Raw genomic sequence first — 25,474 nt, 5'->3', positions numbered from 1 at the left:
GGTCCGTGCCGGGCGTGACCGGACCGGCGGGCCGGGAGGCCCTCCGACTCATCGGCGTGCGGGGACCGGGGGGATGCTGATCTCCTGCGTTGCCCCACGGTCGACACCGAGGACGGCCGCGACCGTGTTCGCGACCCGGTCCGGGTCGGAGAACAGCTGGAAGGCGTGCACGCGCACGTAGTGCCAGCCGAGTCGACGGAGGACCTCGGGACGGAGCCGCAGCGACTCGCGGAGCGAACCCTGCTGGAGCGTCGCGTCCGTTTCGATCGTGACGCAGACGCCGCCGTGCGCGGCCACCAGGCCGAGCTTGCCGCGGTGCCCGAGCGCGACGGGGATGCCGCGCATCTCGAGCCGGCGCGCCAGGTCGACGAGCAGCGGGTCGGAGTCGTCGGGGACGTACTCGGCGGTGGTGCGGGCGCGGACCTCGGCGAGGATCTCGGCCAGTGCGACGGTGCCGTGGCCCATGCGCTCCGCCTCGATGTCGGACGGCTGGAAGCACGTGACGATGACCATCGAGCGACGCGCACGGGTCATCGCGACCGCGAGCAGCCGCTCGCCACCCGGCTTGCCGAGCGGACCGAAGTCGCGCAGGACCCGGCCGTGCGGGGTGCGACCGTAGCCGATCGAGAACACGACGCGGTCGCGGCTCTGCGCCACCGACTGCTCGAGCGTCGCGACGATGAACGGCTCCGCGCGGTCGCCGATGACGAACTCGGTGAGGTCCTTGTGCCCCTGCGCCGCGGTGAGCACCGCCTGCTCGACACGCACGGCGTGCTTCGCCGATGCCGTGATCACCATGAGCGACTCGGTGGGACGCGTCCTGGCGTGGTCGATGACGAGCCGGACCACGCGGTCCACCTCGGCGTCGACACTCTCCACCGCACCGGACTCGGGGTCGGGAACGGCCTTGCCGTCGCTCACGTAGTCGAGTGCGATCGAGCCGTGACCGAGGAAGGAGCCGGCCCACGGCAGCGACTCGATCCGGCCGCCGTAGAAGCGACGGTTCACGAGCTCCGCGAGGTCCTCGCCGCCGGCTCGGTACGACGTCGTCAAGGACAGGGTCGGCAGCAGGGTCGAGAGCTTCGCGAGTGCGGAGTCGGCGTGCAGGGCGTCGAGGGTCTCCTCGTCGACCTGCAGTGCGCGGTGCGTCGGGTCGACGGCGATCCGGAACGGGGACGGCGTCTGCGTCACCGGGTCGCCGAACACGACGGTCTGGCGGGCACGGCGGACGGCGTCGACGGTCTCCGCGATGGTGACGGCACCGGCGTCGACGAGGATCACCGTGTCGAACGGCATCGTGTCGGCGATCTGCGGGACCTCGTACGGGGACGCCAGCCACACCGGTGCGATCGAGCGGGACAGGTGCGGCGCGGAGTCCTGCAGGAGTCGCGAGGTGATCGCGCCCGCCTTGAGCTGGGACTTCAGCGCCGCCGCCTCTTCCGGCCAGTCGACGAGGCCGACCTTCCAGTTCTCGGCGAGCTGCCACGCGAGCCCCTGCGAGACACCGGCGGCGTGCGCGTCGTCGACGAGGCGGAAGTCGGCCTCGACCCGGTCGAGCATGTCGGTGTTCGCGCCGAGCAGTGCCCGGTCGGACTCGAGCATCGTCTCGAGCGCCGACTGCCACCAGGCGAGTTCGAGCTCAGCGGGCACCTGGGTGTCCGGGACGTGTCGGTTCGCGAGGTCGGTGATGAGCGGCTCGAGCTGCAGGTCACGGAGCGTCTGCATGAGCTCGGTGCGCTCCTGCAGGTTGTGCAGGACGTCGGAGTCCGCCGCGAGCGTGCCGACGTACGGCACGAGGTCCTCGACGGGCATGTTCGCGAGCTGCTCGTCGCGGCTGGTGCGACCGAGCGGCTCGTCGAGGCGCGCGAGGTCCTCGACCACGTTGGAGAACAGCACCTGCACGTCCGCGATGCCGGTGGGGACCTCGGGGTTCACGCCGGCGGCGACGTAGCGCTGCCAGAGCACACGCTGCTGCTGGACGCGGGTGAGTGCCTCGTGCAGGTCGGACACGTGCACACCCGGTCGGACGTACTCGCGCGCCAGCTTCTTCAGACGACGGCGGTTCGTGCTCGACATCGGGGCGCCCTCGCCGCGAGGGGCGGTGGCGGCCACGAGCTCCGAGACCGAGCGGTCGAACACCACCGGCAGGAAGCGGTCGAGGGTGTCCCGGATCTCGGTGAGCAGGCGCAGGTAGATGCCGAGCTCGTTCACCGTGGTGAACTGCCGCATCCGGGTGGACGCGATGAGCTCGTGCGCCCGCTGGAGCAGTGTCGGCAGGGCGCCGTCGTGCAGGTCCTTCGCGATCTTGTGCGCGCGCTGGGCACCGTCGCTCGACGAGAACTTCGCGCCGTACCAGGGCGAGTCGTCCGGGCCGTAGCGGAACTCCCCGAGGTTCGCGGCGCTGACCATCGTCTCGGCGACGCGGGAGCGCCCCTGGACCATGGCGGCGACGGACTGCTTCGAGAGCCGTGCCGTCGTCGACGGCGGGACGGGCAGGAGCGACAGGCGCGAGAGCTCGACCAGGCAGTCGAGGACGCTGACGCCGAAGTCGCGGTCGGTGCGGGACAGGGCGCCGCGGTAGTCCTTCAGGACCTTGCGGAGGCGGACCAGGGCGTCGTCGACCTCGCGGAGGCTCGGACGGGTCGCCTTCTCGTTGCGCGCGATGGCCCGGACGACGTCGCGACGGAGCGTCGACGGCGTCACGGCGACACCGGGGAGCTGCACCTCGGCGAAGCGCGCGGCGATCCCACGCAGGGTCGCGCGACGGGGGCTCACGACGAGGACGCGCTTGTTCGCGGCGACGAGGCCACCGAGCGCGTTCACGATGGTCTGCGTCCCGCCGGTACCCGGGAGGGTCTTCACGACGATCGAGTTGCCGGCCGTGATCTGCGCGATCACGTTCTCCTGCTCGTCGTCGGCGTCGAGCAGGAGCGTGTCGGTGTCGGGGCTGCGCTCGTCCGACGGGGTCTGCTCGACCGGACGGTAGGACTGCTCGACCTGCCACTTGGCGCTGGGGTTGCCGGCGAGGGCGTCGAGCACCGGGTGCGACAGGTCCTTCGTGTCCTCGACCAGGCCGGTGGCGACCTCGGCGAAGGTCGACACGACGAGCCGGGCGTGCACGGAGAAGCCGGGGATGTGCGCGGTCAGCCCGCGGAGGCGGTCGATCACCGGGTTCGGGGTGAACGAGCCGTCCTGCTGGGCGAGCGCGACGAACGCTTGCGCGTCGAGGGTGACGCCGAACTGCTCACGGAGCGCATCGGCGAGGGCCGGGTTGAGGACGGGCTCACCGAGCAGGCGGACCTCGAAGTCACGGCCGTGACGACGGATCGCGAGCGGACGGAGGAGCACCGGGCCGCGGTACTGCTCGTCGCCGTGCTTCCAGTCGGCCATGCCGATGCCGAGGTTCACGGCGTCGATGCCGCGCACGGTGGCGAGCTCGGTGCCCTTCGCCTCGACGTGTCCGGCAGCGATGCGCGCCGCACGGAGGGCGACCTCGTCGCGGATCAGGCTGGAGAGCAGGGTGGTCTTGCCGGTGATGAACTGCGCGAGTCCGCCGGGGTGCGTCGTGGAGAGCTCGATGCGCGCACGCGGGTGGTCAGCGAAGTGCACGAGCGGGCTGGTGCCGCCGACGCCGGCGAGCTGCGAGCGCCAGGCGTCCCAGACCGGCTCGGCCGCGTTCGTCGCCGTGAGCCGCGGGTCGCCGAGGCTGATCGCGTGCGGGCTCGTCATCTGGAGCTCGGGTCGGAGCGAGCGGTCGAGGTCGTCGTCGTTCGGGTCGGTGGTGGCGTCCGCGGTGCTCGTGGTCTCGTCCTGCCCGTGCTGCTGCTGCTGGTCGTCGTGCGGCTCGTCGCCCCCGACGCGCTGGTCGCCCCCGACGTGCTGATCGTCCCCCGAGGCGCGCGTGACCTCGGCGGAGACGTCGTCGTTCACGTCGTCCTCGCCGCCGGTCACTCTGTCCGCGCGCCACACAACGCCCACTGTAAGCGGAAGCGTCCGTGGTCTCTGGCAATGAACCGAGGTTTCGGGCAGATCGGGCGACGCACGGACGGTTCGCCACCCCGGACTGTGGTACCAACGTGGCATGGCCATCGACGACCGCACCGCCCCGCCCACTGCCGCTCCGTCGCGGCGTCGATCGGTCCCCGCCGAGATCTCGCGCTCGTGGCTCCTCGTCGCCGGGACCGCGTCCGACCGCTTCGAGTCCGCCACCCGGTCCCGCGCGGACCAGGTGATCCTCGACATCGAGGACGCCGTCGACCCCGCCGCGAAGCCCGCCGCACGGTCCACCGTGGCCGAATGGCTGACCGGTGGCGGCGACGCCTGGGTGCGGATCAACGACGTCACGACCGACTTCTGGGCCGACGACGTCGAGGAGCTCCGCGGGCTGCCCGGTCTGCAGGGCGTGATGCTCGCGAAGACCGAGAGCCCCGCGCAGGTCACCGACACCTGGCACCGACTCGGTGGACAGACGCCGGTGATCGCCCTCGTCGAGTCCGCCCTCGGCATCGAGGAGGCGACGTCGATCGCCCGGGCGCAGGGCGCGTTCCGGCTGGCCTTCGGCAGCGGCGACTACCGCCGCGACACCGGGACCTCGGCGGACACGCTCGCGATGGCGTACCCGCGGTCACGGCTCGTCGTGGCGTCCCGCGTCGGCGACCTGCCCGGTCCGATCGACGGCCCAACGGTCGGCTCGTCGCACCCGATCCTCCGCGAGCAGTCGCAGGTCGCCGTGTCCCTCGGGCTCACCGGCAAGCTGTGCCTCGACACCGAGCAGCTGCCGGTCATCAACGAGGTCATCTCCCCCACCCCGACCGACGTCGCCTGGGCGCAGGACTTCCTCGACGACTTCGAGGCGCGCGGGCGCGTCATCCGCGACGGCTCCGACCTGCCGCGACTCGGCCGTGCACAGAAGATCCAGCGACTCGCCGAGGCCTTCGGCGTCGAAGCACGATAGGGGTACCGCGATGACATGGTCAGCACCCGATCCCACACCGGGCCGCCCGACGCCCACCGAGTGGCAGCAGGGCGCGACGACCCTGTTCCCGCCCGGGAAGATCGCCGACCGGATCACCACGATCCTGCTCCTGGTGTTCGGTGCGCTCATGACGATCGTCGCCGCGATCGTGGGGCTGATCGCGACGATCTCCGCGACCGCGGCCTGCGACGCCGCCACGGGGTGCTCCCCCGGCGGGTACTTCGGTGGCGCGGCGCTCGCGGTCGGCGGGGCGTTCGTGATCGGCGTCGCGACGGTGGTGCTCGCGATCGGTGCCTGGATCCGACGCCGGACGTCGTGGTGGATCGCGGCGGTCGGCTTCGTGCTCGCGGTGGCGTGCATCACGTGGGGCGGCGTCGTGTTCGCGGGCGCCGCGGACGACACGCCCTCGTCGAGCTCGAGCAGCGGCATCGCCTGACTCGCGCCCCGCGCCACCCCGTCCGGTGGGGCGTACCGTCTGCACCATGGTCACGGTGAGCCGGACGACGGTCGCGATCGTGGGCGGCGGGCCCGCCGGCGTGGTGCTCGGGTTGCTCCTCGCCCGAGCGGGGATCCAGGTGCGCGTCGTGGAGAAGCACGACGACTTCAACCGCGACTTCCGCGGCGACACGGTGCACGCCTCGACGATCCGTCTGCTCGACGAGCTCGGACTGGGCGACCGCTTCCGGGCGATCCCGCAGTCACGGCTCGACGACTTCTCCCTGCCGATGCCGGACGGCTCCCGGCTGCTGCTCGGCGACTTCTCGCGCCTGGACCCGCCGTACGACCACGTGGCGATGGTCCCGCAGTGGGACCTCCTCGACATGCTCGTCAGCGCAGCACGCCAGGAGCCGTCGTTCGAGATCTCGATGGGGCAGTCAGCGTCGGCCCTGATCGTCGAGAACGGCGTCGTGGCCGGCGTGCACCTGCACCCGTACCGCGGTGACGGCGAGCACGAGGAGCTCCGCGCCGACGTCGTGGTCGCGTGCGACGGACGCGACTCCGTCCTCCGCGCTGCCGCCGGCCTCCGCCCGAAGCAGTTCCCCGTGCCGTTCGACACCTGGTGGTTCCGGCTGCCGAAGGAGCCGGGCGACGCGGAGACCGCACTCGTCCCCGCGTTCGACGGCACCGACGTGCTGCTCAGCTTCCCGCGGCGCGACTACCACCAGGTCGCGTACTTCGCGCCGAAGGGGTCGGACGCCACGCTCCGGGCCCGCGGGGTCGAGGACTTCCGTGCCAGGGTCGCCCGACTCCGGCCGTCCTTCGCCGACCGGGTGTCCACGATCGGGTCGATGGACGACGTGCACGTGCTCGACGTCCGGATGGACCGCCTGCGCCGGTGGTGGCGACCGGGGTTCCTGTGCATCGGCGACGCCGCGCACGCGATGTCGCCGGCCGGCGGCGTCGGGATCAACCTCGCGGTGCAGGACGCCGTCGCGACGGCCGCGATCCTGGCGCCGGCGGTCGTCGGGGGCGTGCGCGGACGGGCCATGAACCGGACCCTCGCCGCGGTCGAACGCCGCAGGACCCCGCCGGCGGTGCTGGTGCAGGGCGCGCAACGCGCACTCCACCGCATCGTGTTCGAGCGCGCGTTCGCGGGGAAGCTGCAGGACGGACCGCCGCTGCTGCCGGTCCTGCTGGCGAAGTACGTGCCGCCGGCGAGCGGGGTCTACGCACGCGGGATCGCGTTCGGGCCGCTCCCCGAGCACGCTCCGGCGTGGGCTCGACGGGGCTCCTGAGTCCGGCCATCGAGCATCGGCGCATGCTGGGCGGATGAAGCAGCGAACCATCGGGGACACCAACGTCAGCGCGATCGGACTCGGCGGCATGCCGATGTCCATCGAGGGACGACCGGACGAGCGCCAGGCGATCGCGACGATCCACGCGGCACTCGAGGCCGGCGTGACGCTCATCGACACCGCGGACGCCTACCACCTGGCCGCACACGACGAGGTCGGGCACAACGAGGAGCTCATCGGCCGGGCGGTGCGGGAGTACCACGGCGACGCGTCCCAGGTGCTCATCGCGACGAAGGGCGGGCACCTCCGACCGGAGCCGGGCGCGTGGGCGCAGAACGGTCACCCCGAGTACCTCAAGGAGGCGGCCAAGGCCTCCGCGAAGCGCCTCGGCGTCGAGACGATCGACCTCTACCAGTTCCACCGCCCGGACCCCGCGGTCCCCTACGCGGACTCGATCGGAGCCCTCGCCGAACTCCTCGACGAGGGCGTGATCCGGATGGCCGGCATCTCGAACGCCGACGTCGACCAGATCCGTCTCGCGAACGAGGTCCTCGACGGACGGCTCGTGTCCGTGCAGAACCAGTTCTCGCCGGCGTTCCGGTCGAGCGAGGCCGAGCTCCAGCTCTGCGACGAGATGAGCATCGCGTTCCTGCCGTGGAGCCCGCTCGGCGGCATCGCGGGAGCGGCGGACCTCGGGTCGACCTACGCGGACTTCGCGACCGTCGCGCGGGACCGCGGCGTCACCCCGCAGGTGATCGCGCTGGCGTGGGAGCTCGCGAAGAGCGACGTCGTCATCCCGATCCCGGGCGCGTCACGGCCGCAGTCGATCCTCAACTCGGTGACCGCGGCGACCGTGAAGCTCCGACCGGAGGACATCGCACGACTCGACGCCGCGCAGGCAGCTGCGGCCTGAGGCGTCAGCCGCAGACCTCGCTCATCTTCTGCGTCGACTTCTGGACGTCGGTGATCGAGTCCTGCAGCTTCGTCGAGTCCACCGACTGCGGGTCCTTCGAGTAGGCCTCGAGCTGCGACACGAGGTTCGAGAACGACTGCTCGAACCCGGAGGCCGTGTCGTGGACGTCCTCGTTCGTCACCTTGTCGGTGGCCGCCTTGAGCTTGCCGTCGAACTCCTTGAGCTTCGCGACCGCGGTGGTCGGGTCGCTCTGGATCTTCGTCATCTGCGACTGCAGCTCGCTGGAGACCGACTTCATGTCGCTCTCCAGCGTCTTGCAGGCCTGCGCCTTGGTCTGCGCCTTCGGCGTCGGCGTCGATCCGCTGCCGGCTCCGCCGGACGCGCATCCAGCGAGCAGGACGACGGCGACGGCGGCTGTGGTGAGTGCGGCGAACTTCTGCATGGTGATCCCCCAGGGTCTGATGACGTGTCCCTCGCGGGAACACGGATGCGCGACCGAGCGTACATGGGAAACCCACAGGGTCGGACGGCGAGGGTGTCGGGTCCGCACCACCGCCGGATGACGTCGCCGCGCGTACCGTCGTGGGCATGCAGGCCATCACGTACGACGAGCACGCACTCTCCTTGACCGACCTCCCGGACCCGACGCCCTCCGACGGCGAGGTGCTCGTCGAGGTGGCGGCAGCCGGGGTGAACAACGCCGACCTGCAGCAGCGGCAGGGGAACTACCCGCCTCCCCCTGGAGCGTCCGAGATCCTGGGGCTGGAGGTGTCCGGCACGATCCGTGCGCTCGGCAACGGCGTCTCTGGTTGGGCCGTCGGCGACCGGGTCTGCGCGCTCCTCGCCGGCGGCGGCTACGCGACGCACGTGGTCGTCCCCGCCACGCAGCTGCTCCCGGTGCCGGACGGCGTCGACCTCGTGGAGGCCGCTGCACTGCCGGAAGCAGCGTGCACCGTGTATTCCAACATCGGCATGCTCGCGGGGCTCCGTCCGGGGCAGACGCTGCTGGTGCACGGAGGCACCGGCGGCATGGGGTCGCACGCCGTCCTGTGGGCGAAGGCGCTCGGCGCGACGGTGATCGCGACGTCCGGCGGCGACCGCAAGGTGGCCGCCTCGCGTGCCCTCGGTGCGGACCTGGTGATCGACCACCGCTCCGAGGACTTCGTCGCCTGTGCGCTCGACTTCACCGACGGTCGGGGCGTCGACGTCGTGCTCGACGTGGTGGGACCGGACTACCTGGCGCGGAACCTCGAGGTCCTCGCGCCGAACGGGCACGTCGCCGTGATCGCGTCGGGCAGCGGGACCGAGGCACCGCTGCCGTTCGGGCTGCTCATGCGCAAGCGGGCGACGATCAGCGGGACGACGCTCCGCGCGCGGCCGCTCGCCGAGAAGGCCGCCATCGTCGAGGCCGTCCGGTACAACGTCTGGCCGTTCGTCGCCGACGGTCGCGTGCGTCCGGTGGTCGACGCCGTGCTGCCGCTCGCCGAGGCGGGCGAAGCGCACCGCCGCATGGCGGCGGGCGAGGTCATCGGCAAGCTCCTGCTGCAGCCCTGAGGCGCGCCGGGAACCGCCTGGAGGCCCGGTGCCGGGCCGGCGGACCGGCACCGGGCCTCCAGGCGGTTGCGGTCAGGCCGCTGCGCGCGCCAACGCGACGACCTGCATGCACTTCTCGCCGAACGTCGCGCGGAGCAGCGCCGCCGCGTCCTCGTCGTCGTCGAAGCGGGCGGGCATGTCGATCGCGAGCATCACGCTGAAGATCATCCCGGAGCCGAGGAAGCCCTGGACCTGCTCGTCGGGGATGCCGGCCTCGTCACGCAGGAACCGGTAGATGCCGAGGAACCCCTCACGGGCAGCCCGGCCGATGGCCGGCTCGGCGCCGGAGACGAACGCCTGCAGGAGCATCGTGTGCAGTCCGCGCGTCGCGGCGAGGTCGACGAACTGCTCCCCGATCGCGCGCGCCCGCTCGTGTTCGTCCGCACCGGACGGCAGCCCGTCGAGCGTCTCCCGCCAGGCGTCGACGAGCGTGGCGAGCGTGGCGTCGAGCACCTCGAGGAAGAGCGTCTCCTTCGCCCCGAACATCCGGACCACGTACGGCTGGCTGATGCCGGCGGCCTTCGCGATCTGGTCCGTCGTCGTGCCGTGGTAGCCCTGTCGGCCGAACAGGTCCCGCGCGGCGTCGAGGATCATCGCGCGGCGCTCGGCAGCCGGCATCCGTCCGGTCCGCGACACTGCGGCATCTGCTCCAGAAGTCATGGTTGACAGGTTATCAGTCGATTACTACAGTCGCCATCGTTAGTAATCATCCGATTACCTCAGAACGGACCCCTCCCGATGAAACGACGCATCCCCGTCTGGCTGGCGATCACCGCCGCGTCCCTCCCGATGTTCATGGCGACCCTCGACAACCTCGTCGTGACGAGCGCGCTCCCCGCCGTCCACGCGGATCTCGGCGCCTCCGTCGAGGAGCTGCAGTGGATCACCAACGCGTACACGCTCGCCTTCGCCGCGCTGATGCTCCTCGCCGTCGGACTCGGCGACCGGCTCGGCCGACGGCACCTCTTCGTCGCGGGCATCACCGTGTTCACGATCTCGTCGGCCTTCGCCGCGATGGGCACCGATCCCACCGCACTCATCGTCTGGCGTGCCGTCGAGGGCGCCGGAGCGGCGGCGATCATGCCGCTCTCGCTCACCCTGCTCGTCGGCAGCGTCCCCGACCGCACCCGAACCGTCGCGATCGGCGCGTGGGGCGGGATCTCGGGCCTCGGCGTCGCGCTCGGTCCCCTCATCGGCGGCGCGGTCGTCGAGGGCTGGAGCTGGCAGGCGATCTTCTGGATCAACGTCCCCGTCGGGATCATCGCGATCCCGCTGGCGCTGCTCGCACTGCCGAACACCCTCGGCGCCCGGGTCCGCGCGGACGTCCTCGGCGTGGTGCTCGCCGGGCTCGGGGTCCTCGGTGTCGTGTTCGGCATCGTCAGGGGCAACGACGCCGGATGGGCCTCGTTCGAGGTCCTCGCCGGGCTCGTCGGCGGCGGTCTGTTGCTCGTGGCGTTCGTCGTGCGCCAGGCCACGACCGACGCGCCGCTCCTGCCCCTCCGCTTCTTCCGCGACCGCAGCTTCACCCTCGCGAACATCGTCGCGATGACGTTCTCGTTCGGGGCGTTCGGCGCGGTGTTCATCCTCATCCAGTTCCTGCAGGTCGTGCAGGGCCGTTCCCCGCTCGAGGCCGGAGTCTGGACGATGCCGTGGACCCTCGCGCCGATGGTCGTCGCGCCGCTCGCGGGCATGGTCGCACCGCGGATCGGCACCCGCGTGCTCATCGCCGGTGGCATGGCGTTCCTGGCGGCCGGACTGTTCTGGATCGCGGGGGCCATGTCCGCCGACGTGACGTTCACGGGCCTGCTCCCCGGCTTCCTGCTCGCCGGCATCGGGATGGGCGCGGTCTTCGGGCCGATCTCGACCGCGGTGCTCGCCCGGATGCCGCAGGAGGACCACGCGAAGGCCTCCGGCTCGAACTCCACGCTGCGGGAGATCGGCGTGGCCCTGGGCATCGCCGTGCTGACCGCGGTGTTCACCGGGGCCGGTGGGCAGCTCACGCCGACGGGCTACGTCGACGCGGCACAGCCCGCCGTGCTCGTCGGGGCAGCGGTGGTCGCGGTGTCGGCCCTGGTGGCGGTGTTCCTGCCCGCCGGGCGCGGGGTGGCGTCGGCGGAGCCGGCGGCGGCGGCGGTCGCGCCCCTGGGCGCGCCGGAGCCGGCTCCCGTCGCCTGACGCTTCGCACCCCGTTGCGGACATCGCGCCCCGTCCCGACGGGGCGCGATGTCCGTGACGGGGCGCGGCGCCGCGAAGGGCGGTGAACGCGCTACGCGCCGACGCGGGAGAGGAACTCGACCAGCGCGGGGTGCGCGGGAGCGTCGAGGACCTCGGCGGGAGTGCCCTGCTCGACGACCTCACCGCGGTGCAGGAACACGATGCGGTCGGCGACGTTCCGCGCGAAGTGCATCTCGTGCGTCGTCATCAGGATCGTGGAACCCTGGCGCTTCAGCTCGGTGACGAGGTCGAGCACCTCGCCGACGAGCATCGGGTCCAGGGCACTCGTGACCTCGTCGAGGAGCAGCAGCTCCGGCTCCGACGCGATGGCCCGGACGATCGCGACACGCTGCTGCTGCCCGCCCGAGAGCCGGTCCGGGTACGCACCGGCGAAGTCCCCGAGCCCGATCCGGTCGAGCAGCCGGCGTGCGGTGGCCTCGGCGGTGGCGCGCGGGACGCCGTGCACCTTCCGCGACGCGAGCGTCACGTTGTCGAGCACGGTGATGTGCGGGAACAGGTTGAACTGCTGGAACACCACGCCGATCCGGGCGCGGGTGGCGTCGACGTCCACGCGCGGGTCCGAGATGTCGGCGCCCTGCAGGAAGATCTGCCCGTCGTCGATGCCCTCGAGGAGGTTCACCGTCCTGAGCAGCGTCGACTTGCCGGAGCCGGACGCACCGATGACGCAGATGACCTCGTGCCGGTCGACGGTGAGGTCGATGCCGCGCAGGACCTCCTGGTCACCGAACGACTTGCGGAGCCCCTGGAGCTCGAGCACGGCGGTCATACGGTGCCCCCGATCTGCTCGCGGCGCTGCTGCCTGCGGGCGATGGCGTCGGTGACGCGGATGAGCGGCAGGCTGATCACGACGAACAGCAGACCCGCGACGAAGTACGGCGTGAAGTTGTAGGTCTCCGCCTGGGCGATCTGCGCCGAGCGGACGGCGTCGACCGCGCCGAGGATCGACACCAGACCGACGTCCTTCTGCATCGACACGAAGTCGTTCATGAGCGCCGGCGTGACCTTGCGGATCGCCTGCGGCATCACGACAAGCCGCAGCGTCTGCGCGTGCGACAGCCCGAGCGACCGGGCGGCGAGCCGCTGCGAGGGGTGCACGGCCTCCATGCCGGCGCGGAGCACCTCGGCGATGTACGACGAGTACGTCAGGATGATCGCGACCGTGCCCCACACCTCGGCGGGCAGACGCGGGAAGATCCCGAGCCCTGGGATGCCGTAGCCGACGAGGTACAGCACGATGATGAGCGGCAGCCCGCGGAACAGGTCGGTGTACCCGGTGGCGAGCATCCGCAACGGGAAGAACACCGGGTTGCGCAGACCCCGGACGACGGCGAGCAGCGTGCCGAACACCGCGACGCCGATGGCGGCGAAGAACAGGATCCGGATGTTCAGCCACAGGCCGAGCAGGATGTCCGGGAACGTCGACACGGCGGTGCCCGGGTCGAAGAACGACTGCTGGACCGCAGCCCACCCCGGGGTGTTCACGACGCCGAAGTAGACGACCGCCAGGACGACGACCGTCGACACGACGGAAGCGAGGACCGCTCGACGCCCGCGCTGACGGCGGTAGATCCGCCGCTCGAGCTCGACCTGACTGGGAGCCGCCGTGACGGCTGTGGGGACCGTCACCTGCGCTACTTCAGGACGGGGGTGTTCGTCTCGGACGACAGCCACTTCGTCTGGAGCTGCTTGAGCGTGCCGTCGTCGTCGAGCGTCTGCAGCGCCTTGTCGACCTTGCTCGTGAGCTCGGAGCCCTTCGGCAGCACGAACCCGAACTGGTCGCCCTTGCCGTCCGACGGGAACTGCGCGGACACGGTGCCGTCGTCGAGCTGCGCTGCCGCCATGTAGAAGGCCGTCGGCAGATCGGTGACGATCGCGTCGATCTGGCCGGACTTCAGCGCGAGCACGGCGTCGTCGTTCGAGTTGAAGACCTGCGGGGTGACCCCGAGGACGTCCTTCACGCTGGCGATGCTCGTCGAACCGGTCGCGACACCGATCGCGTCCTTCTTCAGGGAGTCGACCGTGGTGTCGTCGACGGCCTTCGACCCCGAGGTCGTGACGACCGCCTGTGTGGTCGTGTAGTACGCCGAGGACATGTCGACGGCCTTCTTGCGCTTGGCGTCGATCGAGAACTGCTGGATGTTGAGGTCCCAGTCCTTCGGGCCGGGAGCGATCGCGCTGTCGAAGGTGCTGCGCTTCCAGACGACGTCCGACTTCGCGTAGCCCATCTCCTTCGCGACGGCGTACGCCACGGCCGACTCGAAACCCTTGCCGGACTGCGGCTTGTTGTCCTCGACCCAGGGCGAGTACGCGGGCTGCCCGGTCGCGATCGTGAGCTTGCCGTCGGCGACCGTGCCGTCGGCGCTGTTCCCGCTCCCCGATGCGCAGGACGAGAGGGCGAGGGCGGCGACCGCGGCGGTCGCGACGGCGATGGAGATGCGGAGGGAACGGGTCACGGTCGGGCCTTCGTGCAGGGGGTGGGGGCAGGGAGAATCGTACGGGGAACTGGTACACCACCGCGACCCGGCCCGTCACCGAGCGACCCCGCCGCCGGCACGCGACGCTGCCGGTTCAGTCGGCCAGGGTGAAGTCCTCGAACGAGAACCCCGGCGACACCAGGCAGCTCAGCAGGACTTCACCGTCACCGGGGAGCGTCCGCTGCCACACGCCTCCGCGGACGAACGCCTGCGCGTCGTTCACCCGGTCGCGGCCGGCATCGGCACCGAGGGTGATCTGCGCGCCCGGTTCCGGCTGCTCACCGTCGCCGCCGAGCTCGAGGACCACCGAGTCCGGCCCGTGCCACATCCAGATCTCGTCGCTCGTGACCCGGTGCCACGCGGACGCCTCACCCGGGGGCAGGAGGAAGTGGATGAGCGTCGCGGCCGGCCGCTCGCCCGCCGGGGTCGACACCGTCGCGGGCGAGGTCCAGGTGCGGACGTACCAGCCGCCCTCCGGGTGCGGCTCCATCCCGAGTGCCGCGGCCCGCTTCGGGACGTCCAGCCACTCGATGATCTCGCCGTCGACCGTCCGTCGTGCCATCTGCCCGTTCATGCCACCATCATCCCGCGAGACGGCCGTCGTCTGCGAGACGGCCGTCGTCTGCGAGACGGCCGTCCTCCGCTCGCACACGCCCGCGGATCACCGTCGCCGCGGCCCGTCCGGCGCCGTCCTCGACGAGCTCGGCGAGCGCGTCCGGCACCGTGCGGGCGTCCACGTCGAAGACGGCGATGTCCGCTCTGGCCCCCACGGCGAGGTGCCCGATCCGGTCCGGGCCGACGGCGAGCCCCATCGCGTGCGCTCCACCGAGCGTGGCCGCCGCGAGCAGTCGCTCGTGCAGGTCGTGGTCGCCGTAGCCCTGCGCGCGGGCGATCCGGTGCAGCGCGGTGACGTCGGCCATCAGGTCGAGGGACGGCGACGATGACAACGAGTCCGTCCCGATCGCGATCGGGCTCCCCTCGCGGAGGTAGTCCGCGACGGGCGGCGGGTCGAGGCCGATGACGGCGTTCGAGCGCGGGCAGAGCGCGACGGCGGTGCCGCGGGCGCGGAGCAGGGCGCGGTCGGCCGCGGTCATGTAGACGCCGTGGGCGATGTGGCAGTCCGGCCCGAGGACGCCGAGCCGGTCCACGAACGACGTCGCGCTCGCGCCGAACCCGAGCGCGCGCATCGCTCGGAACGACGGCACGTTCGCGAGGTGCCAGTCGGATCCGTGCTCGGGCGACGTGGCGAGGCGCTCCCCCTCGAACGCCGCCTCCCCGAGGTGCAGGTGCAACCGGAGCCCGCGCTGGCGGACGATGTCTGGCAGTTCGAGGAGCGGCGCGACGTCGAGCGAGTACGGCGCGTGCGGGGAGAGTCCTGCACCCGGCGTCGTCGGGATCCGGGCGAGTTCGTCGAGCACCTGGTCGCGCCCGTGCTCCTGCCACGCCGCGTTCTCCCAGTCCATCACCTCCCAGTAGGCGATCCCTCCGAGGCCGTACGTCTCGAGCGCGGTGGCGGCCTCGATGTCGGTGACGATGTCCGCGATGCTCGTCACCCCCGCCACGATCGACTGCGCAGCCCCGTCGGCAGCTTCGGCCCGCCAGTCGTGCGGTTCGGCGTACTCCTCGTTGAACGCCGCGGCCCAGTCCTCGAATCCGCGGTACTGGCCCCGTCCGACACTGGCCATGCCGGTGTACTGCAGGTGGGAGTGGGCGTTCACGAGCCCGGGGAGCAGCGCCCCCTTCCACCGCCGCTCGGTGAACGTCGTGCCGTCCAGCTGGTCCACGACCCAGGCACGCTCGCCGACGTGCAGGATGCGTCCGTCGCGGACCGCGACCGCGCCGTCGGCGATCGGCGGCGCGGTCATCGGCACGACGATGCGCGCCGAGTGGACGGTGGTCTGCAGCTCGCTCATGCACGGTCTCCGAAACGGCGGGTCCGGACGTCCGGCTCGCGTTCGGCGGGCTGCGCGGCAAGGCTGCCGGGAGGCTCGGTTCGGCTCCCGAAGGCGGCCAGCGCCGCGCGGGCGGTCGCCTCGTCCACCGCGGGGTCGATGGGCACGACGGCGCGCGGCAGCTCGTCACCGCGCTCGAGCAGCATCCGCACGGCGCCGAGCTGCGCCGCGAAGGACAGGTCCATGATCTCGACGGGGTTGCCCTCGGCAGCGGTGATGTTGATGCACCCGCCGTCGTCCAGCACCACGACGCCGTGGCCGTCCGGGAACGTGAACCGTTCCGCCTGCGGTCCGATCGTCGACCGGGAGGCGCCGGCCCTCAGCGCGTCGTCGATCGCCACCTCCTGGTCGACGCCGCCCGCGACGGCGACGACCGCATCGGGAGCGCAGGAGCGCAGGACGTCGACCGTGATCGTGTCGCGGACGCCCGTCGCGCTCATCACGAGGTCCGCGTCCCGCACGGCGTCGGCGAGCGGAGCGACGGCGTGCCCGGCGAACAGCGCCTGCAGGGCGCGGACCGGGTCCGTCTCGGCGACCGTCACGGTGCAGCCGAGCGCGCGGAGCACCAGGGCGACCCCCTCGCCGACGTGGCCGTACCCGGCGACCGTTGCCGAGCCTCCCGACCGGATCCGGTGCGCGATGGCGGGCGGGAGCCCGTCGACCAGGTCGAGCGCCGCGAACACCGTCGACTGCCCGGTGCCGTACCGGTTGTCGAAGAACGTCTTCGTGCGGGCGTCGTTCACCGCGACCACGGGGATGCCGAGCTGGCCGCGCTCGGCCATCACGCGCAGGGGCCGGAGGCCGCTCGTCGTCTCCTCGGCGGCACCGAGCATCGTCGGCAGCAGGTCGGGACGCTCCTGGTGTGCGAGGCGGATCAGGTGCGAGCCGTCGTCGAGCAGGATGTGCGGGCGGGTGTCGAGCATCGCGAGTGCGAGCGCCTTCTGCTCCGCGAGCGTCGCGGTGCTGCTGGCGTGGACCGTCAGTCCAGCGTTCCGGAGGGCGTCCGCCACGGCGTCGTCGGTCTCGTCGGCGTGGGCGTAGACGACGACCTCGGCGCCGGCGTCGCGGAGCAGCAGGCTCAGCACGGCGGTCTTCGGCTCGAGGAACATCGCGACGCCGATGCGGGTGCCACGGAGGAGTCCGCCGTCGCGGAGCTCGGCGGCGACGGCGCGGGAGACCGGCATCGAGCGGCGCGCCCAGCGCAGGCGGGCCTCGGCGGCGGGGTCGGCCTCGGGGTCGCGGCCCGACGAGACCAGGAACACGTCGTCGGAGGTCATCGGCACGCCGAGCACGCCGGGTCGGGCGGGGGCGACGGGGCCGAACGCGTCCTCGTCGACTGCGGGGGCGTGCCGGCCGGCGTCGATCACGATCAGGGTCGCGCCGCGGGGGCGGTCGGACTCCCGCTCGATGACGGGCGTGCTGTGCTCCGGCGTGCCGAGGCACCAGAGCTGGTCGATCGGCTCGTGCTCGTCCGCGCGGAGCGCGCCGAGACCGGTCAGCAGCGCGTCCAGCGCGGCGACGTCACCGCGCTCGCCCCCGACGATCCGGAAGCGGCGTGCGGCGACGAGCATGTTGGTCGTCCGCGCGAAGTGCCGGACGGCCGCGGATGCCCAGGCCGCCGTGTCGGGATCGGAGCGCAGCGGCATGGTCCCAGGGTAGAGCCGTGCGGTGGCCGGTCGGTGCGTCCGGCGGTTGCGCTCTCGGGGTCGGCGCTCGCGGTCTCCGCGCTCGCCATCTCCGCGCTCGCGGTCTCCGCGCTCGCGGTCTCAGCGGAGCACGTCGGGGCGCGGGGCGTCCGCCCAGCCCGGCGCGGCGGGGGCGCCGAGCTGCCGCGTGCGCTTGCGGTAGTGCACCTGGATCCCGATCAGCACGGCGACGCCGATCGCGGAGACGATCGCGAGTCCGACGAGGTACAGCGTCGACGAGAGCCCCACGATCGACGCCGGCACCGCGCCGTTCTGCGCCACGGAGATCGGCGTGCCCGTGATGAGGAACGCGAGGAGGGTCGAGATCGTGGAGTTCGAGTCGTAGAGCCCGTGGAGCAGCGCGACGACGACGTAGGTGACGAGGATGCTCCAGGCCCAGCGGAACCGCGGCCGACCGTGCGCGGCACCGAACAGCACCGCCCCGAGGATCGCGGTCCAGAGCACGTGGCCGACCGGGGAGAGGATCGCGCGGAGGACCTCGGTCTGCAGCAGCGACACCAGGTCGATCCCCCGCGAGGTGATCGCGGCGTTGAAGGCGTACCCGGCGGACTCGAACGCGGCGAACCCGGCGCCGACGGTCGCGCCGAGCAGGGCTCCCTGCCGAGCCGTCTTCGGGCGGACGCGCCATCCGACGACCACGAGGAGCACGCCCTTGACGAACTCCTCCACGAACCCGACCACGACGTAGACCAGCGCGTTCTGCTGCAGGTCCGACTCGAGCAGCGACGCCCCGAGGACCCCGAGGATGCCGCCGACGAAGAACGCCGTGACGAGCTGCATCGTGCTGACCGTGCCGGTGACCCGTTCGATGACGAAGAGCACCACGGTGAAGGGCACGAGGAAGCTGCCGAGCAGGATGATCGTCGGCACCAGGTTGGTGTTGCTCGTGTACACGGTGACGACGATCGTCACCACCCAGAGCACGAAGCCGACGAGCAGCGTCTTCCACCACCAACCACGGCGGTGGTGCGGGTGGGCGACGGGTTCGCTGGCCGTGGACATGGGACCATCGTGCATCGCCGGCCCGCGCCGTGCCCGGATCGGTGCCCGACCTGAGGAATGTCTCCTGCGCTCCGGACGTAGTGTCTGGGTATGAGCGATGAGACATTCGACCAGGTGACGATGTTCGGCGCGGACTGGTGCCGCGACTGCCGACGTTCGAAGGCGCTGCTCGACAAGCTCGGTGTGGAGTACACGTACGTGGACGTCGAGGCGGAGCCGTCGGGAGCCTCGCGTGCCGAGGCGATCAGCGGGCGCAAGAACATCCCCGTCGTGGTGCTGCCCAACGGCAAGCACTTCGTGGAGCCGTCCGACGCCGAGCTGCAGGCCGAGCTCGAGGCGTCCGGCGCCGTCTGACCGGGGTCTTTCCCGCGAAAGCGACGGAATTCGCCCGGAATCCGCGGGCACAGTGTCGCTTTCGCGGTAGAGATCTGCGCCCGTTCAATACGCGGACATCGGATGAATCGGGCATGATGAGCGCGTGATCATCGACGCTCACCAGCACCTCTGGGACCCCGCCGACCGGACGTACCCCTGGATGGACGACTCCGTCGCGCCGATCCGTCGCCGGTTCGACGCGTCGGACCTCCGCGCGGTCACGGCCCCGGCCAGTGTCACGGCGACGATCGTGGTGCAGGCCGTGCACGACCCGGGCGAGACCGCGTGGCTCCTCGCGCAGCAGGAGCCCGTCGTCGGCGTCGTGGGATGGGTCGACCTGACCGCGCCGGACGTGGCAGATCGACTCGCGGCGCTCCGCACGGCCGCGACGGGGGCGCAGCAGCACGGGTCGCAGCAGCGCGGGTCGCCCCCGCCGCTCGTCGGCATCCGGCACCAGGCGCAGGACGAGCCGGACCCGTCCTGGCTCGGACGCGAGGACGTCATCCGCGGCGTGCGGGCCGTTGCCGCGGCAGGACTGGCATTCGACCTCCTGATCCGCGGAGCCCGAGAACACGCCGCAGCCCTCACCCTCGTCGACGCGGTCCCCGACGGCGTCTTCGTCCTCGACCACGCCGGCAAGCCCGACATCGCGCACGACGACACCGACACGGCGACCGCCTGGCGGGCACGGATGCGGGACTTCGCCGCCCGGCCGAACGTGGCGTGCAAGGTCTCCGGCCTCCTCACCGAAGCCGGCGACGACTGGCGGAACCGCCCCGTCGACCGGTACGTACGGGAGACGGTGCACACCTTCGGCACCGACCGGTCGATGTGGGGCTCCGACTGGCCGGTCTCGACCCTGGCCGCCGACTACCGCACCACCCTGCGCACGACAGCCGACGCCCTCGCGGACCTGTCCGACACCGAGCGCGAGGCGGTGTTCGGCGGCACGGCTGAGCGCGTGTACCTTGCCGGAGCACAGCCCCAGACATAGGATGTCTGCACTGCCCGCTGCATCGGCGCAGCGCAGAGAGCGAGGAACGATGAAGTTCGCACGACTCGGCCCCCTGGGACGCGAGATCCCCGTGGCCATCGACTCCGACGGCGAGGCCCTCGACCTCCGGCCGATCACCACCGACATCAGCGGCGCCTTCCTGTCGTCCGACCCGGTCGGCCGCGTGCAGCACGCCCGCAGTGCCGGCGACCTGCAGCCGGTGCCCGACGCCGACGGCCTACGCCGCGGAGCGCCCGTCGCCCGCCCGGGCAAGGTCGTCTGCATCGGCCTGAACTACCGCGACCACGCTGCCGAGACCGGCGCCGACATCCCCACCGAGCCGATCGTGTTCATGAAGGACCCGATGACCGTGATCGGCCCGGACGACGAGGTCCTGGTCCCACGGAACAGCACGAAGACGGACTGGGAGATCGAGCTGGCCGTCGTGATCGGCACGATGGCGCGGTACTGCGAGTCCGAGGACGAGGCGGCGACGCACATCGCGGGCTACGCCATCGCGAACGACGTCTCCGAACGCGAGTTCCAGCTCGAGCGCGGCGGGCAGTGGGACAAGGGGAAGTCCTGCGAGACGTTCAACCCGCTCGGCCCGTGGCTCGTCACGCCGGACGAGGTGTCCCCGGACGCCATCGCCCTGCGGCTCAGCGTGAACGGCGAGGTCCGCCAGGACGGCACGACCGCCGACATGGTGTTCCGCCCGGCGGAGATCGTCCGGTACCTCTCCCAGTTCATGGTCCTGTACCCGGGCGACGTCATCAGCACCGGGACGCCCGCCGGCGTCGCGCTGGCCGGGCACGCCCCGTACCTGCAGCCGGGCGACGTCGTCGAGCTCACCGCGGACGGCCTCGGCTCCCAGCGCCAGACGATCGGGGCCGCCTGATGCCCGGCTCGCACGAGGGGCTCCGTGCGATCGTGACGGGCGGCGCCTCGGGCATCGGCGCGGCGATCACGTCGGCGCTGCAGGAACGCGGCGCGACGGTCGCCGTGCTCGACCTGCGGACATCCGGGGTCACCGACGGCACGATCGCCGTCCCGTGTGACGTCGGGGACGACGAGAGCGTCCGCGCGGCCGTCGCCACCGCGGTCGAGCAGCTCGGCGGACTCGACGTCCTCGTGAACAACGCCGGCATCGGCGCGCAGGGCACGGTCGAGGACAACCCCGATGACGAGTGGCGCCACGTGTACGAGGTCAACGTCCTCGGCGTCGTCCGACTCTCCCGTGCCGCGCTGCCGCACCTCCGCGCATCGGGGAACGCCAGCATCGTGAACACCTGCTCGATCGCCGCGACCGCCGGACTCCCCCAGCGCGCGCTGTACTCGGCGACGAAGGGCGCCATCGCCGCACTCACCCGCGCGATGGCCGCCGACCACATCCGCGAGGGCATCAGGGTCAACGCCGTGAACCCGGGCACCGCGGACACGCCGTGGGTCGCACGGCTGCTGTCGACCGCCGCCGATCCGGCAGCCGAACGCGCTGCACTCGAGGCACGCCAACCCCACGGGCGCCTGGTCGCGCCGGAGGAGGTCGCCGAGGCCGTCGCCTACCTGACGAGTCCGCTCGCCCGGTCCACGACGGGCGTCGACCTGGCGGTCGACGGCGGGATGCAGGCGCTCCGGCTCCGGCCCGCCTGATGCCGGAGAACACCGGTCGGGAGGCTCGGTGCCGGTATCGTCGAGCCATCCCGACCCAGCGTGGCCGGGTGGAGGGATCGCCATGGCTTCGCTGACCGACGACGCGATCGCGCGCATCCAGCAGATGATCGTGACCGGCGAGCTCAAACCCGGCCAACGCCTCCCGCCCGAGAAGGAACTCAGCGAGTCCCTCGGGCTCTCCCGGAACAGTCTCCGCGAGGCGGTGAAGGCCCTCGAACTCATCCGCGTGCTCGACGTCCGACGCGGCGACGGCACCTACGTGACCTCGCTGGAGCCCTCCGTCCTGCTCGAGGCGGTGTCGTTCGTCGTCGACATGCACCACGACCGCTCGCTCGTCGACCTGCTGGAGGTCCGTCGCATCCTGGAGCCCGCGTCCGCCGTGCTCGCCACCGCCCGCGCCTCCGAGCAGCAGATCGACGAGCTCGCCACGCTCATGGGCTCGGTGGGAGAGGACACCGGCGTCGAGGACCTCGTCGCGCACGACCTGCTCTTCCACTCCACGATCGCGGGCATCGGCGGGAACCAGTACCTGTCCGGGCTCCTCGACGCCCTGTCGAGCAAGACCGTGCGCGTGCGGGTCTGGCGTGGTCTCACCCAGAACGGCTCCGTCCAGCGCACCCTTGACGAGCACGCCGCGATCGTCGACGCCATCCGCCGACGGGACCCCCAGCTCGTGCAGGCGCTCGTCGTGTCGCACGTCGAGGGTGTCGAGCGCTGGCTCCGCCGTTCCCTCGACTGACACGTCGTCGGATCAGCCAGTCCGCGCACTCCTGGCCGCGTCGAGCGGTTGACGTGTTCGATGGGACGTCGGCCCTGACTCCGGCAACCATGCCGCGGCAACCGCACCCACGAGGAGGACACCGTGCTCGGTCTCATCATCAGCTTGATCATCATCGGACTCATCGCCGGCGCCATCGCGCGACTGGTCATGCCCGGCAAGCAGCACATCTCGATCCCGATGACCATCCTGCTCGGCATCATCGGCTCGTTCGTCGGGGGCTTCCTCGGCTTCCTGATCTTCCAGCACGACCCGATGGACGGCTTCTTCCAGCCGGCCGGCATCATCGGTTCGATCATCGGCGCGATCATCGTGCTGTTCATCTACCTGCGCGTCACCGGCCGCAAGTCGGCTCGCAGCTAGGGTCTGCCTCGGCGCTGATCGCGCCCCCGCACGAACATCGCGCCCCGTCTCGACGGGGCGCGATGTTCGTTGCGGGGCGCGACGAGGTCAAGCGGGCAGGAGCGCCGCCGCCTCCAGGTCGGCCCAGAGCGCGTCGGGGACGGACACCGCGGCACGAGCGGCGTTCTCACGCACCTGCGCTGCCGACTGGGCACCGACGGCGACCGTGCGGACCGCTGGTGCCCGGCGCGGGAACGCGAGCGCGGCCTCCGGCAGCGTCACCCCGTGCCGCGAGCAGACCGCGGCGAGCGCCCGGGCCCGATCGACCAGCGGCGTCGGGGCCGGGGCGTAGTCGTACGTGGTGCCCGGTGCGGGGAGCGGGTTGCTCAGGAGCCCCGAGTTGTAGACCCCGACCGCGACCACGTCCACCCCGAGCGAGGCGCACCGGGAGACCAGCTCCGCCGCCGGCTGTTCGAGCAGCGTGTACCGCCCGGCGAGCATGATCACGTCGCAGATGCCCGTGTCCACGGCGGCCGACAGCGCCGACACCGAGTTCGAGCCGACCCCGACGGCCTGCACGACGCCCTCGTCCCGCAGGCTCGCGAGCGCCGGCAGCGCCTGGGTCAGCCCATCGGACAGCGAGTACACGTCGGGGTCGTGCAGGTACGCGACGTCGACGTGGTCGAGCCCGAGCCGCACGAGGGACTCGTCGAGCGACCGACGGACCCCCGATGCCGAGGGGTCCCACTGCCGCACGGGGTCGTCCGGCACCGCGAACCCGTCCGCGTCGACCCCGTCACCCGGACCAGGTACCAGGAGCCTCCCGACCTTCGTCGACACCCGGTACGAGTCCCGCGGCCGCCCGGCGAGCGCCGCCCCGAGCCGCCGTTCGGACAGCCCGACCCCGTAGTGCGGCGCGGTGTCGAACCCGCGCACCCCGGCGTCCCACGCGGCGTCGACCGTGGCGCGGGCGTCCTCGTCGGACACCTCCCGCAGCAGGTTCCCGATCCCGGCGCACCCGAGCCAGAAGGGCCCGACGTCGAGGTCGAACGGCACGCTCACGGCTGACTCGCCAGGGTCCACACGAGCGGGACCCCGTCGTCGTTCCCGGAGTAGTCGTCGTCGGCCTCGAGCAGGGGGTTGATCACGGCCTGCCACTCGGCGTTCACGGGGTCGTCCGCCAACGAGCGACGCATCGCCCGGTAGTCGGCGACCTCGATCAGGTGGACGAGGTCCTGGCCGTCGCGCCAGATGCTCCAGTTCGACACCCCGGCGGCACGGAGCCGGTCGGCCAGCGCCGTCGGGACGGCGGCGTGCACGCGGTCGTACTCCGCCTCCGCCCCGCTCCGCAGTCGCGTCCGCGAGAGGATCCGCTGCATCAGTCGCGGAGGAACAGCTCGACGACGGGCACGGCGACGTCCGGTCGGACGATCGGCAGCGTCAGGGTCAGCGTCCCCGCGGGCTGCCCACCGAGCCCGGTGTTCTGCGCCCGGGTCCCCGGCGGGATCTCGCGGTAGTGGATCTCGGACGCGTCGTTCAACAGCTGCGCGTACTCGACGCGCCCGGCGAGGTCGGGCAGGTGCACGTGCTCGAACGGCCACGTGAACAGGTGCAGGTACAGCCGGTTGCCGTTCTGCGTGTAGACCGTGCCAGCGGGTGCCCGGAAGGACGAGGGCCCCGCGCCGTACACCGACCGTGCGTGCCGGTCCATCCACGAACCGATCTCGGCGAGCGCCGTCCGGGCGACCCCGTCGAACTCGCCGCGACCGGTGGGTCCGACGTTGAGGAGCATGTTCCCGTTGTTCGACACCCCGTCGACGAGCATCCGGACGAGCAGGTCGGTGCTCTTCACGTTGAGGTTGTCGCGGTCGTAGCCCCACGAGCCGTTGAGGGTCTGGCAGGCCTCCCACGGCACCTGGACCCCGTCGACCTCCATCGGCTTGTCCGGCTGGTACTGCTCCGGCGTGACGATGTCGCCCGGCAGGTCGAGCCGGTCGTTGACGATGATGCCGGGCTGGAGCCGACGGGTCAGCTCCAACAGCTCCGAGGACCCCCAGTCGTCGCGGCCCTTGCCGCCCCAGATGTCCTCGTGGTCGTTGTCCCGGTACGAGAAGTCGTAGAACAGGTAGTCGATCCGTCCGTAGTCGGTCAGCAGCTCCGTCACCTGTCCGTGCAGGTACTCCCGGTACCGCGCCATGTCCCGGCCCTCGTTGAGCGCCGCGATGGCGGATTCGCCGTCGTCCCGTCGCGGGTGTACCCCGTCGATGGTGAAGTCCGGGTGGTGCCAGTCGATGAGCGAGTGGTAGAACCCGACCCGGAGCCCCTCGGCGCGGACGGCGTCGACGAACTCGCGGACGATGTCCCGGCCGAACGGCGTGTTCGTCGCCTTGTAGTCCGTCAGCGCCGAGTCCCAGAGCGCGAACCCCTCGTGGTGCTTCGTGGTGAGCACGACGTACTTCATGCCGGCCTCCCGCGCACGCCGAGCCCAGTCGGCGGCGTCGAACAGGTCGGGGTCGAAGTGGTCGAAGTACTTCTGGTAGTCCTCGTCGGTGATCCGCTCGCGGTTCTTCACCCACTCGTGCCGGGCGGGCAGGGCGTAGAGCCCCCAGTGGATGAACATGCCGAAGCGGTCGTGGGTGAACCAGGCGGGCAGGCCGCTGGCGGCGGGGTCGACCTGCGGCTCTGCGGGTGCGGTGATGGTCATGGTGGCCAGTGTTCCTTTCAGGAG

At 71.7% G+C, this 25,474-nt stretch carries 25 protein-coding genes; 12 read left to right on the top strand and 13 right to left on the bottom strand.

Features of this window, described 5'->3' with window-relative positions; translation table 11 throughout:
• Nucleotides 1–48: 48 nt before the first annotated feature.
• Entirely contained in the window at nucleotides 49–3,729 is a 3,681-nt protein-coding gene (locus ACEN9V_RS15010; RefSeq protein WP_413603069.1) for an AAA family ATPase, read from the bottom strand.
• Nucleotides 3,730–4,081: 352 nt separating this feature from the next.
• Here ACEN9V_RS15010 and ACEN9V_RS15005 point away from each other — a divergent pair, with 352 nt between their 5' ends.
• Genes ACEN9V_RS15005 through ACEN9V_RS14990 form a run of 4 tightly spaced genes read left to right on the top strand, consistent with a single transcriptional unit; the run spans nucleotide 4,082 to nucleotide 7,624 of the window.
• Nucleotides 4,082–4,954, top strand: a complete 873-nt coding sequence (locus ACEN9V_RS15005; protein WP_413600966.1) for an HpcH/HpaI aldolase/citrate lyase family protein — start codon at nucleotides 4,082–4,084, stop codon at nucleotides 4,952–4,954.
• A 10-nt stretch (nucleotides 4,955–4,964) separates the two neighbouring features.
• Nucleotides 4,965–5,411 carry a DUF6264 family protein gene (locus tag ACEN9V_RS15000; RefSeq protein WP_281265775.1) on the top strand — a complete coding sequence of 149 codons (447 nt, stop codon included), beginning with the start codon at nucleotides 4,965–4,967 and terminating at the stop codon, nucleotides 5,409–5,411.
• Between the two features lie 46 nt (nucleotides 5,412–5,457).
• The gene (locus tag ACEN9V_RS14995) at nucleotides 5,458–6,711 is read left to right on the top strand and encodes an FAD-dependent oxidoreductase (RefSeq protein WP_413600965.1); all 1,254 of its coding nucleotides are present in this window, start codon (nucleotides 5,458–5,460) and stop codon (nucleotides 6,709–6,711) included.
• 34 nt (nucleotides 6,712–6,745) lie between these two features.
• A complete protein-coding gene (locus ACEN9V_RS14990; protein WP_413600964.1) occupies nucleotides 6,746–7,624 on the top strand; it encodes an aldo/keto reductase in 879 nt (292 codons plus the stop codon).
• A gap of 4 nt (nucleotides 7,625–7,628) precedes the next feature.
• On the opposite strand, the gene ACEN9V_RS14985 is transcribed toward ACEN9V_RS14990, so the two are convergent.
• A complete protein-coding gene (locus tag ACEN9V_RS14985) occupies nucleotides 7,629–8,066 on the bottom strand; it encodes a hypothetical protein (protein WP_413600963.1) in 438 nt (145 codons plus the stop codon).
• Nucleotides 8,067–8,212: 146 nt separating this feature from the next.
• Between ACEN9V_RS14985 and ACEN9V_RS14980 the strand changes: the two genes are divergently transcribed.
• Nucleotides 8,213–9,178 (top strand): NAD(P)H-quinone oxidoreductase, encoded by a 966-nt coding sequence (locus tag ACEN9V_RS14980; protein WP_413600962.1) that lies wholly within the window; start codon nucleotides 8,213–8,215, stop codon nucleotides 9,176–9,178.
• Between the two features lie 72 nt (nucleotides 9,179–9,250).
• Here ACEN9V_RS14980 and ACEN9V_RS14975 read toward each other — a convergent pair whose 3' ends face one another.
• Nucleotides 9,251–9,877 carry a TetR/AcrR family transcriptional regulator gene (locus tag ACEN9V_RS14975; RefSeq protein WP_281265780.1) on the bottom strand — a complete coding sequence of 209 codons (627 nt, stop codon included), beginning with the start codon at nucleotides 9,875–9,877 and terminating at the stop codon, nucleotides 9,251–9,253.
• Between the two features lie 78 nt (nucleotides 9,878–9,955).
• Between ACEN9V_RS14975 and ACEN9V_RS14970 the strand changes: the two genes are divergently transcribed.
• On the top strand, nucleotides 9,956–11,392 hold the full coding sequence (locus ACEN9V_RS14970) for a DHA2 family efflux MFS transporter permease subunit (RefSeq protein WP_413600961.1): 1,437 nt from the start codon (nucleotides 9,956–9,958) through the stop codon (nucleotides 11,390–11,392).
• A 91-nt stretch (nucleotides 11,393–11,483) separates the two neighbouring features.
• Here ACEN9V_RS14970 and ACEN9V_RS14965 read toward each other — a convergent pair whose 3' ends face one another.
• The 7 genes from ACEN9V_RS14965 to ACEN9V_RS14935 all read right to left on the bottom strand — a co-directional run bounded on the left by ACEN9V_RS14965 (nucleotide 11,484) and on the right by ACEN9V_RS14935 (nucleotide 18,586).
• A complete protein-coding gene (locus tag ACEN9V_RS14965; RefSeq protein ID WP_413600960.1) occupies nucleotides 11,484–12,218 on the bottom strand; it encodes an amino acid ABC transporter ATP-binding protein in 735 nt (244 codons plus the stop codon).
• Complete coding sequence (locus ACEN9V_RS14960) at nucleotides 12,215–13,078, bottom strand: amino acid ABC transporter permease (RefSeq protein WP_413600959.1); 864 nt, start codon at nucleotides 13,076–13,078, stop codon at nucleotides 12,215–12,217. The genes ACEN9V_RS14965 and ACEN9V_RS14960 overlap by 4 nt, the downstream gene beginning before the upstream one ends.
• A 5-nt stretch (nucleotides 13,079–13,083) precedes the next feature.
• Complete coding sequence (locus ACEN9V_RS14955) at nucleotides 13,084–13,905, bottom strand: ABC transporter substrate-binding protein (RefSeq protein ID WP_413600958.1); 822 nt, start codon at nucleotides 13,903–13,905, stop codon at nucleotides 13,084–13,086.
• A gap of 115 nt (nucleotides 13,906–14,020) precedes the next feature.
• Nucleotides 14,021–14,500, bottom strand: coding sequence for a cupin domain-containing protein (locus ACEN9V_RS14950; RefSeq protein WP_413600957.1), 480 nt, complete (start codon nucleotides 14,498–14,500; stop codon nucleotides 14,021–14,023).
• A 7-nt stretch (nucleotides 14,501–14,507) separates the two neighbouring features.
• Nucleotides 14,508–15,839: an amidohydrolase family protein gene (locus ACEN9V_RS14945; RefSeq protein WP_413600956.1), complete on the bottom strand. Its 1,332-nt coding sequence runs from the start codon at nucleotides 15,837–15,839 to the stop codon at nucleotides 14,508–14,510.
• Nucleotides 15,836–17,524, bottom strand: a complete 1,689-nt coding sequence (locus ACEN9V_RS14940; protein ID WP_413600955.1) for an adenosylhomocysteinase — start codon at nucleotides 17,522–17,524, stop codon at nucleotides 15,836–15,838. The genes ACEN9V_RS14945 and ACEN9V_RS14940 overlap by 4 nt, the downstream gene beginning before the upstream one ends.
• 120 nt (nucleotides 17,525–17,644) lie before the next feature.
• Complete coding sequence (locus tag ACEN9V_RS14935) at nucleotides 17,645–18,586, bottom strand: PrsW family glutamic-type intramembrane protease (protein WP_413600954.1); 942 nt, start codon at nucleotides 18,584–18,586, stop codon at nucleotides 17,645–17,647.
• 90 nt (nucleotides 18,587–18,676) lie between these two features.
• Here ACEN9V_RS14935 and ACEN9V_RS14930 point away from each other — a divergent pair, with 90 nt between their 5' ends.
• The 6 genes from ACEN9V_RS14930 (at nucleotide 18,677) to ACEN9V_RS14905 (ending at nucleotide 22,767) form a co-directional block, all read left to right on the top strand.
• Nucleotides 18,677–18,940: a glutaredoxin family protein gene (locus ACEN9V_RS14930; RefSeq protein ID WP_281265793.1), complete on the top strand. Its 264-nt coding sequence runs from the start codon at nucleotides 18,677–18,679 to the stop codon at nucleotides 18,938–18,940.
• 124 nt (nucleotides 18,941–19,064) lie between these two features.
• On the top strand, nucleotides 19,065–19,955 hold the full coding sequence (locus ACEN9V_RS14925; protein ID WP_413600953.1) for an amidohydrolase family protein: 891 nt from the start codon (nucleotides 19,065–19,067) through the stop codon (nucleotides 19,953–19,955).
• 49 nt (nucleotides 19,956–20,004) lie between these two features.
• Nucleotides 20,005–20,853, top strand: coding sequence for a fumarylacetoacetate hydrolase family protein (locus tag ACEN9V_RS14920; protein WP_413600952.1), 849 nt, complete (start codon nucleotides 20,005–20,007; stop codon nucleotides 20,851–20,853).
• Entirely contained in the window at nucleotides 20,853–21,605 is a 753-nt protein-coding gene (locus ACEN9V_RS14915; protein ID WP_413600951.1) for an SDR family NAD(P)-dependent oxidoreductase, read from the top strand. The genes ACEN9V_RS14920 and ACEN9V_RS14915 overlap by 1 nt, the downstream gene beginning before the upstream one ends.
• Before the next feature lie 82 nt (nucleotides 21,606–21,687).
• The gene (locus tag ACEN9V_RS14910) at nucleotides 21,688–22,365 is read left to right on the top strand and encodes a FadR/GntR family transcriptional regulator (protein ID WP_402727089.1); all 678 of its coding nucleotides are present in this window, start codon (nucleotides 21,688–21,690) and stop codon (nucleotides 22,363–22,365) included.
• Between the two features lie 123 nt (nucleotides 22,366–22,488).
• A complete protein-coding gene (locus ACEN9V_RS14905; protein WP_281265797.1) occupies nucleotides 22,489–22,767 on the top strand; it encodes a GlsB/YeaQ/YmgE family stress response membrane protein in 279 nt (92 codons plus the stop codon).
• An 87-nt stretch (nucleotides 22,768–22,854) separates the two neighbouring features.
• On the opposite strand, the gene ACEN9V_RS14900 is transcribed toward ACEN9V_RS14905, so the two are convergent.
• Genes ACEN9V_RS14900 through ACEN9V_RS14890 form a run of 3 tightly spaced genes read right to left on the bottom strand, consistent with a single transcriptional unit; the run spans nucleotide 22,855 to nucleotide 25,450 of the window.
• Nucleotides 22,855–23,808, bottom strand: coding sequence for an aldo/keto reductase (locus ACEN9V_RS14900; protein WP_413600950.1), 954 nt, complete (start codon nucleotides 23,806–23,808; stop codon nucleotides 22,855–22,857).
• Entirely contained in the window at nucleotides 23,805–24,125 is a 321-nt protein-coding gene (locus tag ACEN9V_RS14895) for an L-rhamnose mutarotase (RefSeq protein ID WP_281265798.1), read from the bottom strand. The genes ACEN9V_RS14900 and ACEN9V_RS14895 overlap by 4 nt, the downstream gene beginning before the upstream one ends.
• Nucleotides 24,125–25,450: an alpha-L-fucosidase gene (locus tag ACEN9V_RS14890; RefSeq protein ID WP_413600949.1), complete on the bottom strand. Its 1,326-nt coding sequence runs from the start codon at nucleotides 25,448–25,450 to the stop codon at nucleotides 24,125–24,127. The genes ACEN9V_RS14895 and ACEN9V_RS14890 overlap by 1 nt, the downstream gene beginning before the upstream one ends.
• Between the last annotated feature and the right edge of the window lie 24 nt (nucleotides 25,451–25,474).

It is taken from the genome of Curtobacterium sp. Curtsp57, from assembly GCF_047324335.1.
Lineage (GTDB): Bacteria > Actinomycetota > Actinomycetes > Actinomycetales > Microbacteriaceae > Curtobacterium.
This window is presented reverse-complemented; position numbering and strand designations above follow the sequence as displayed.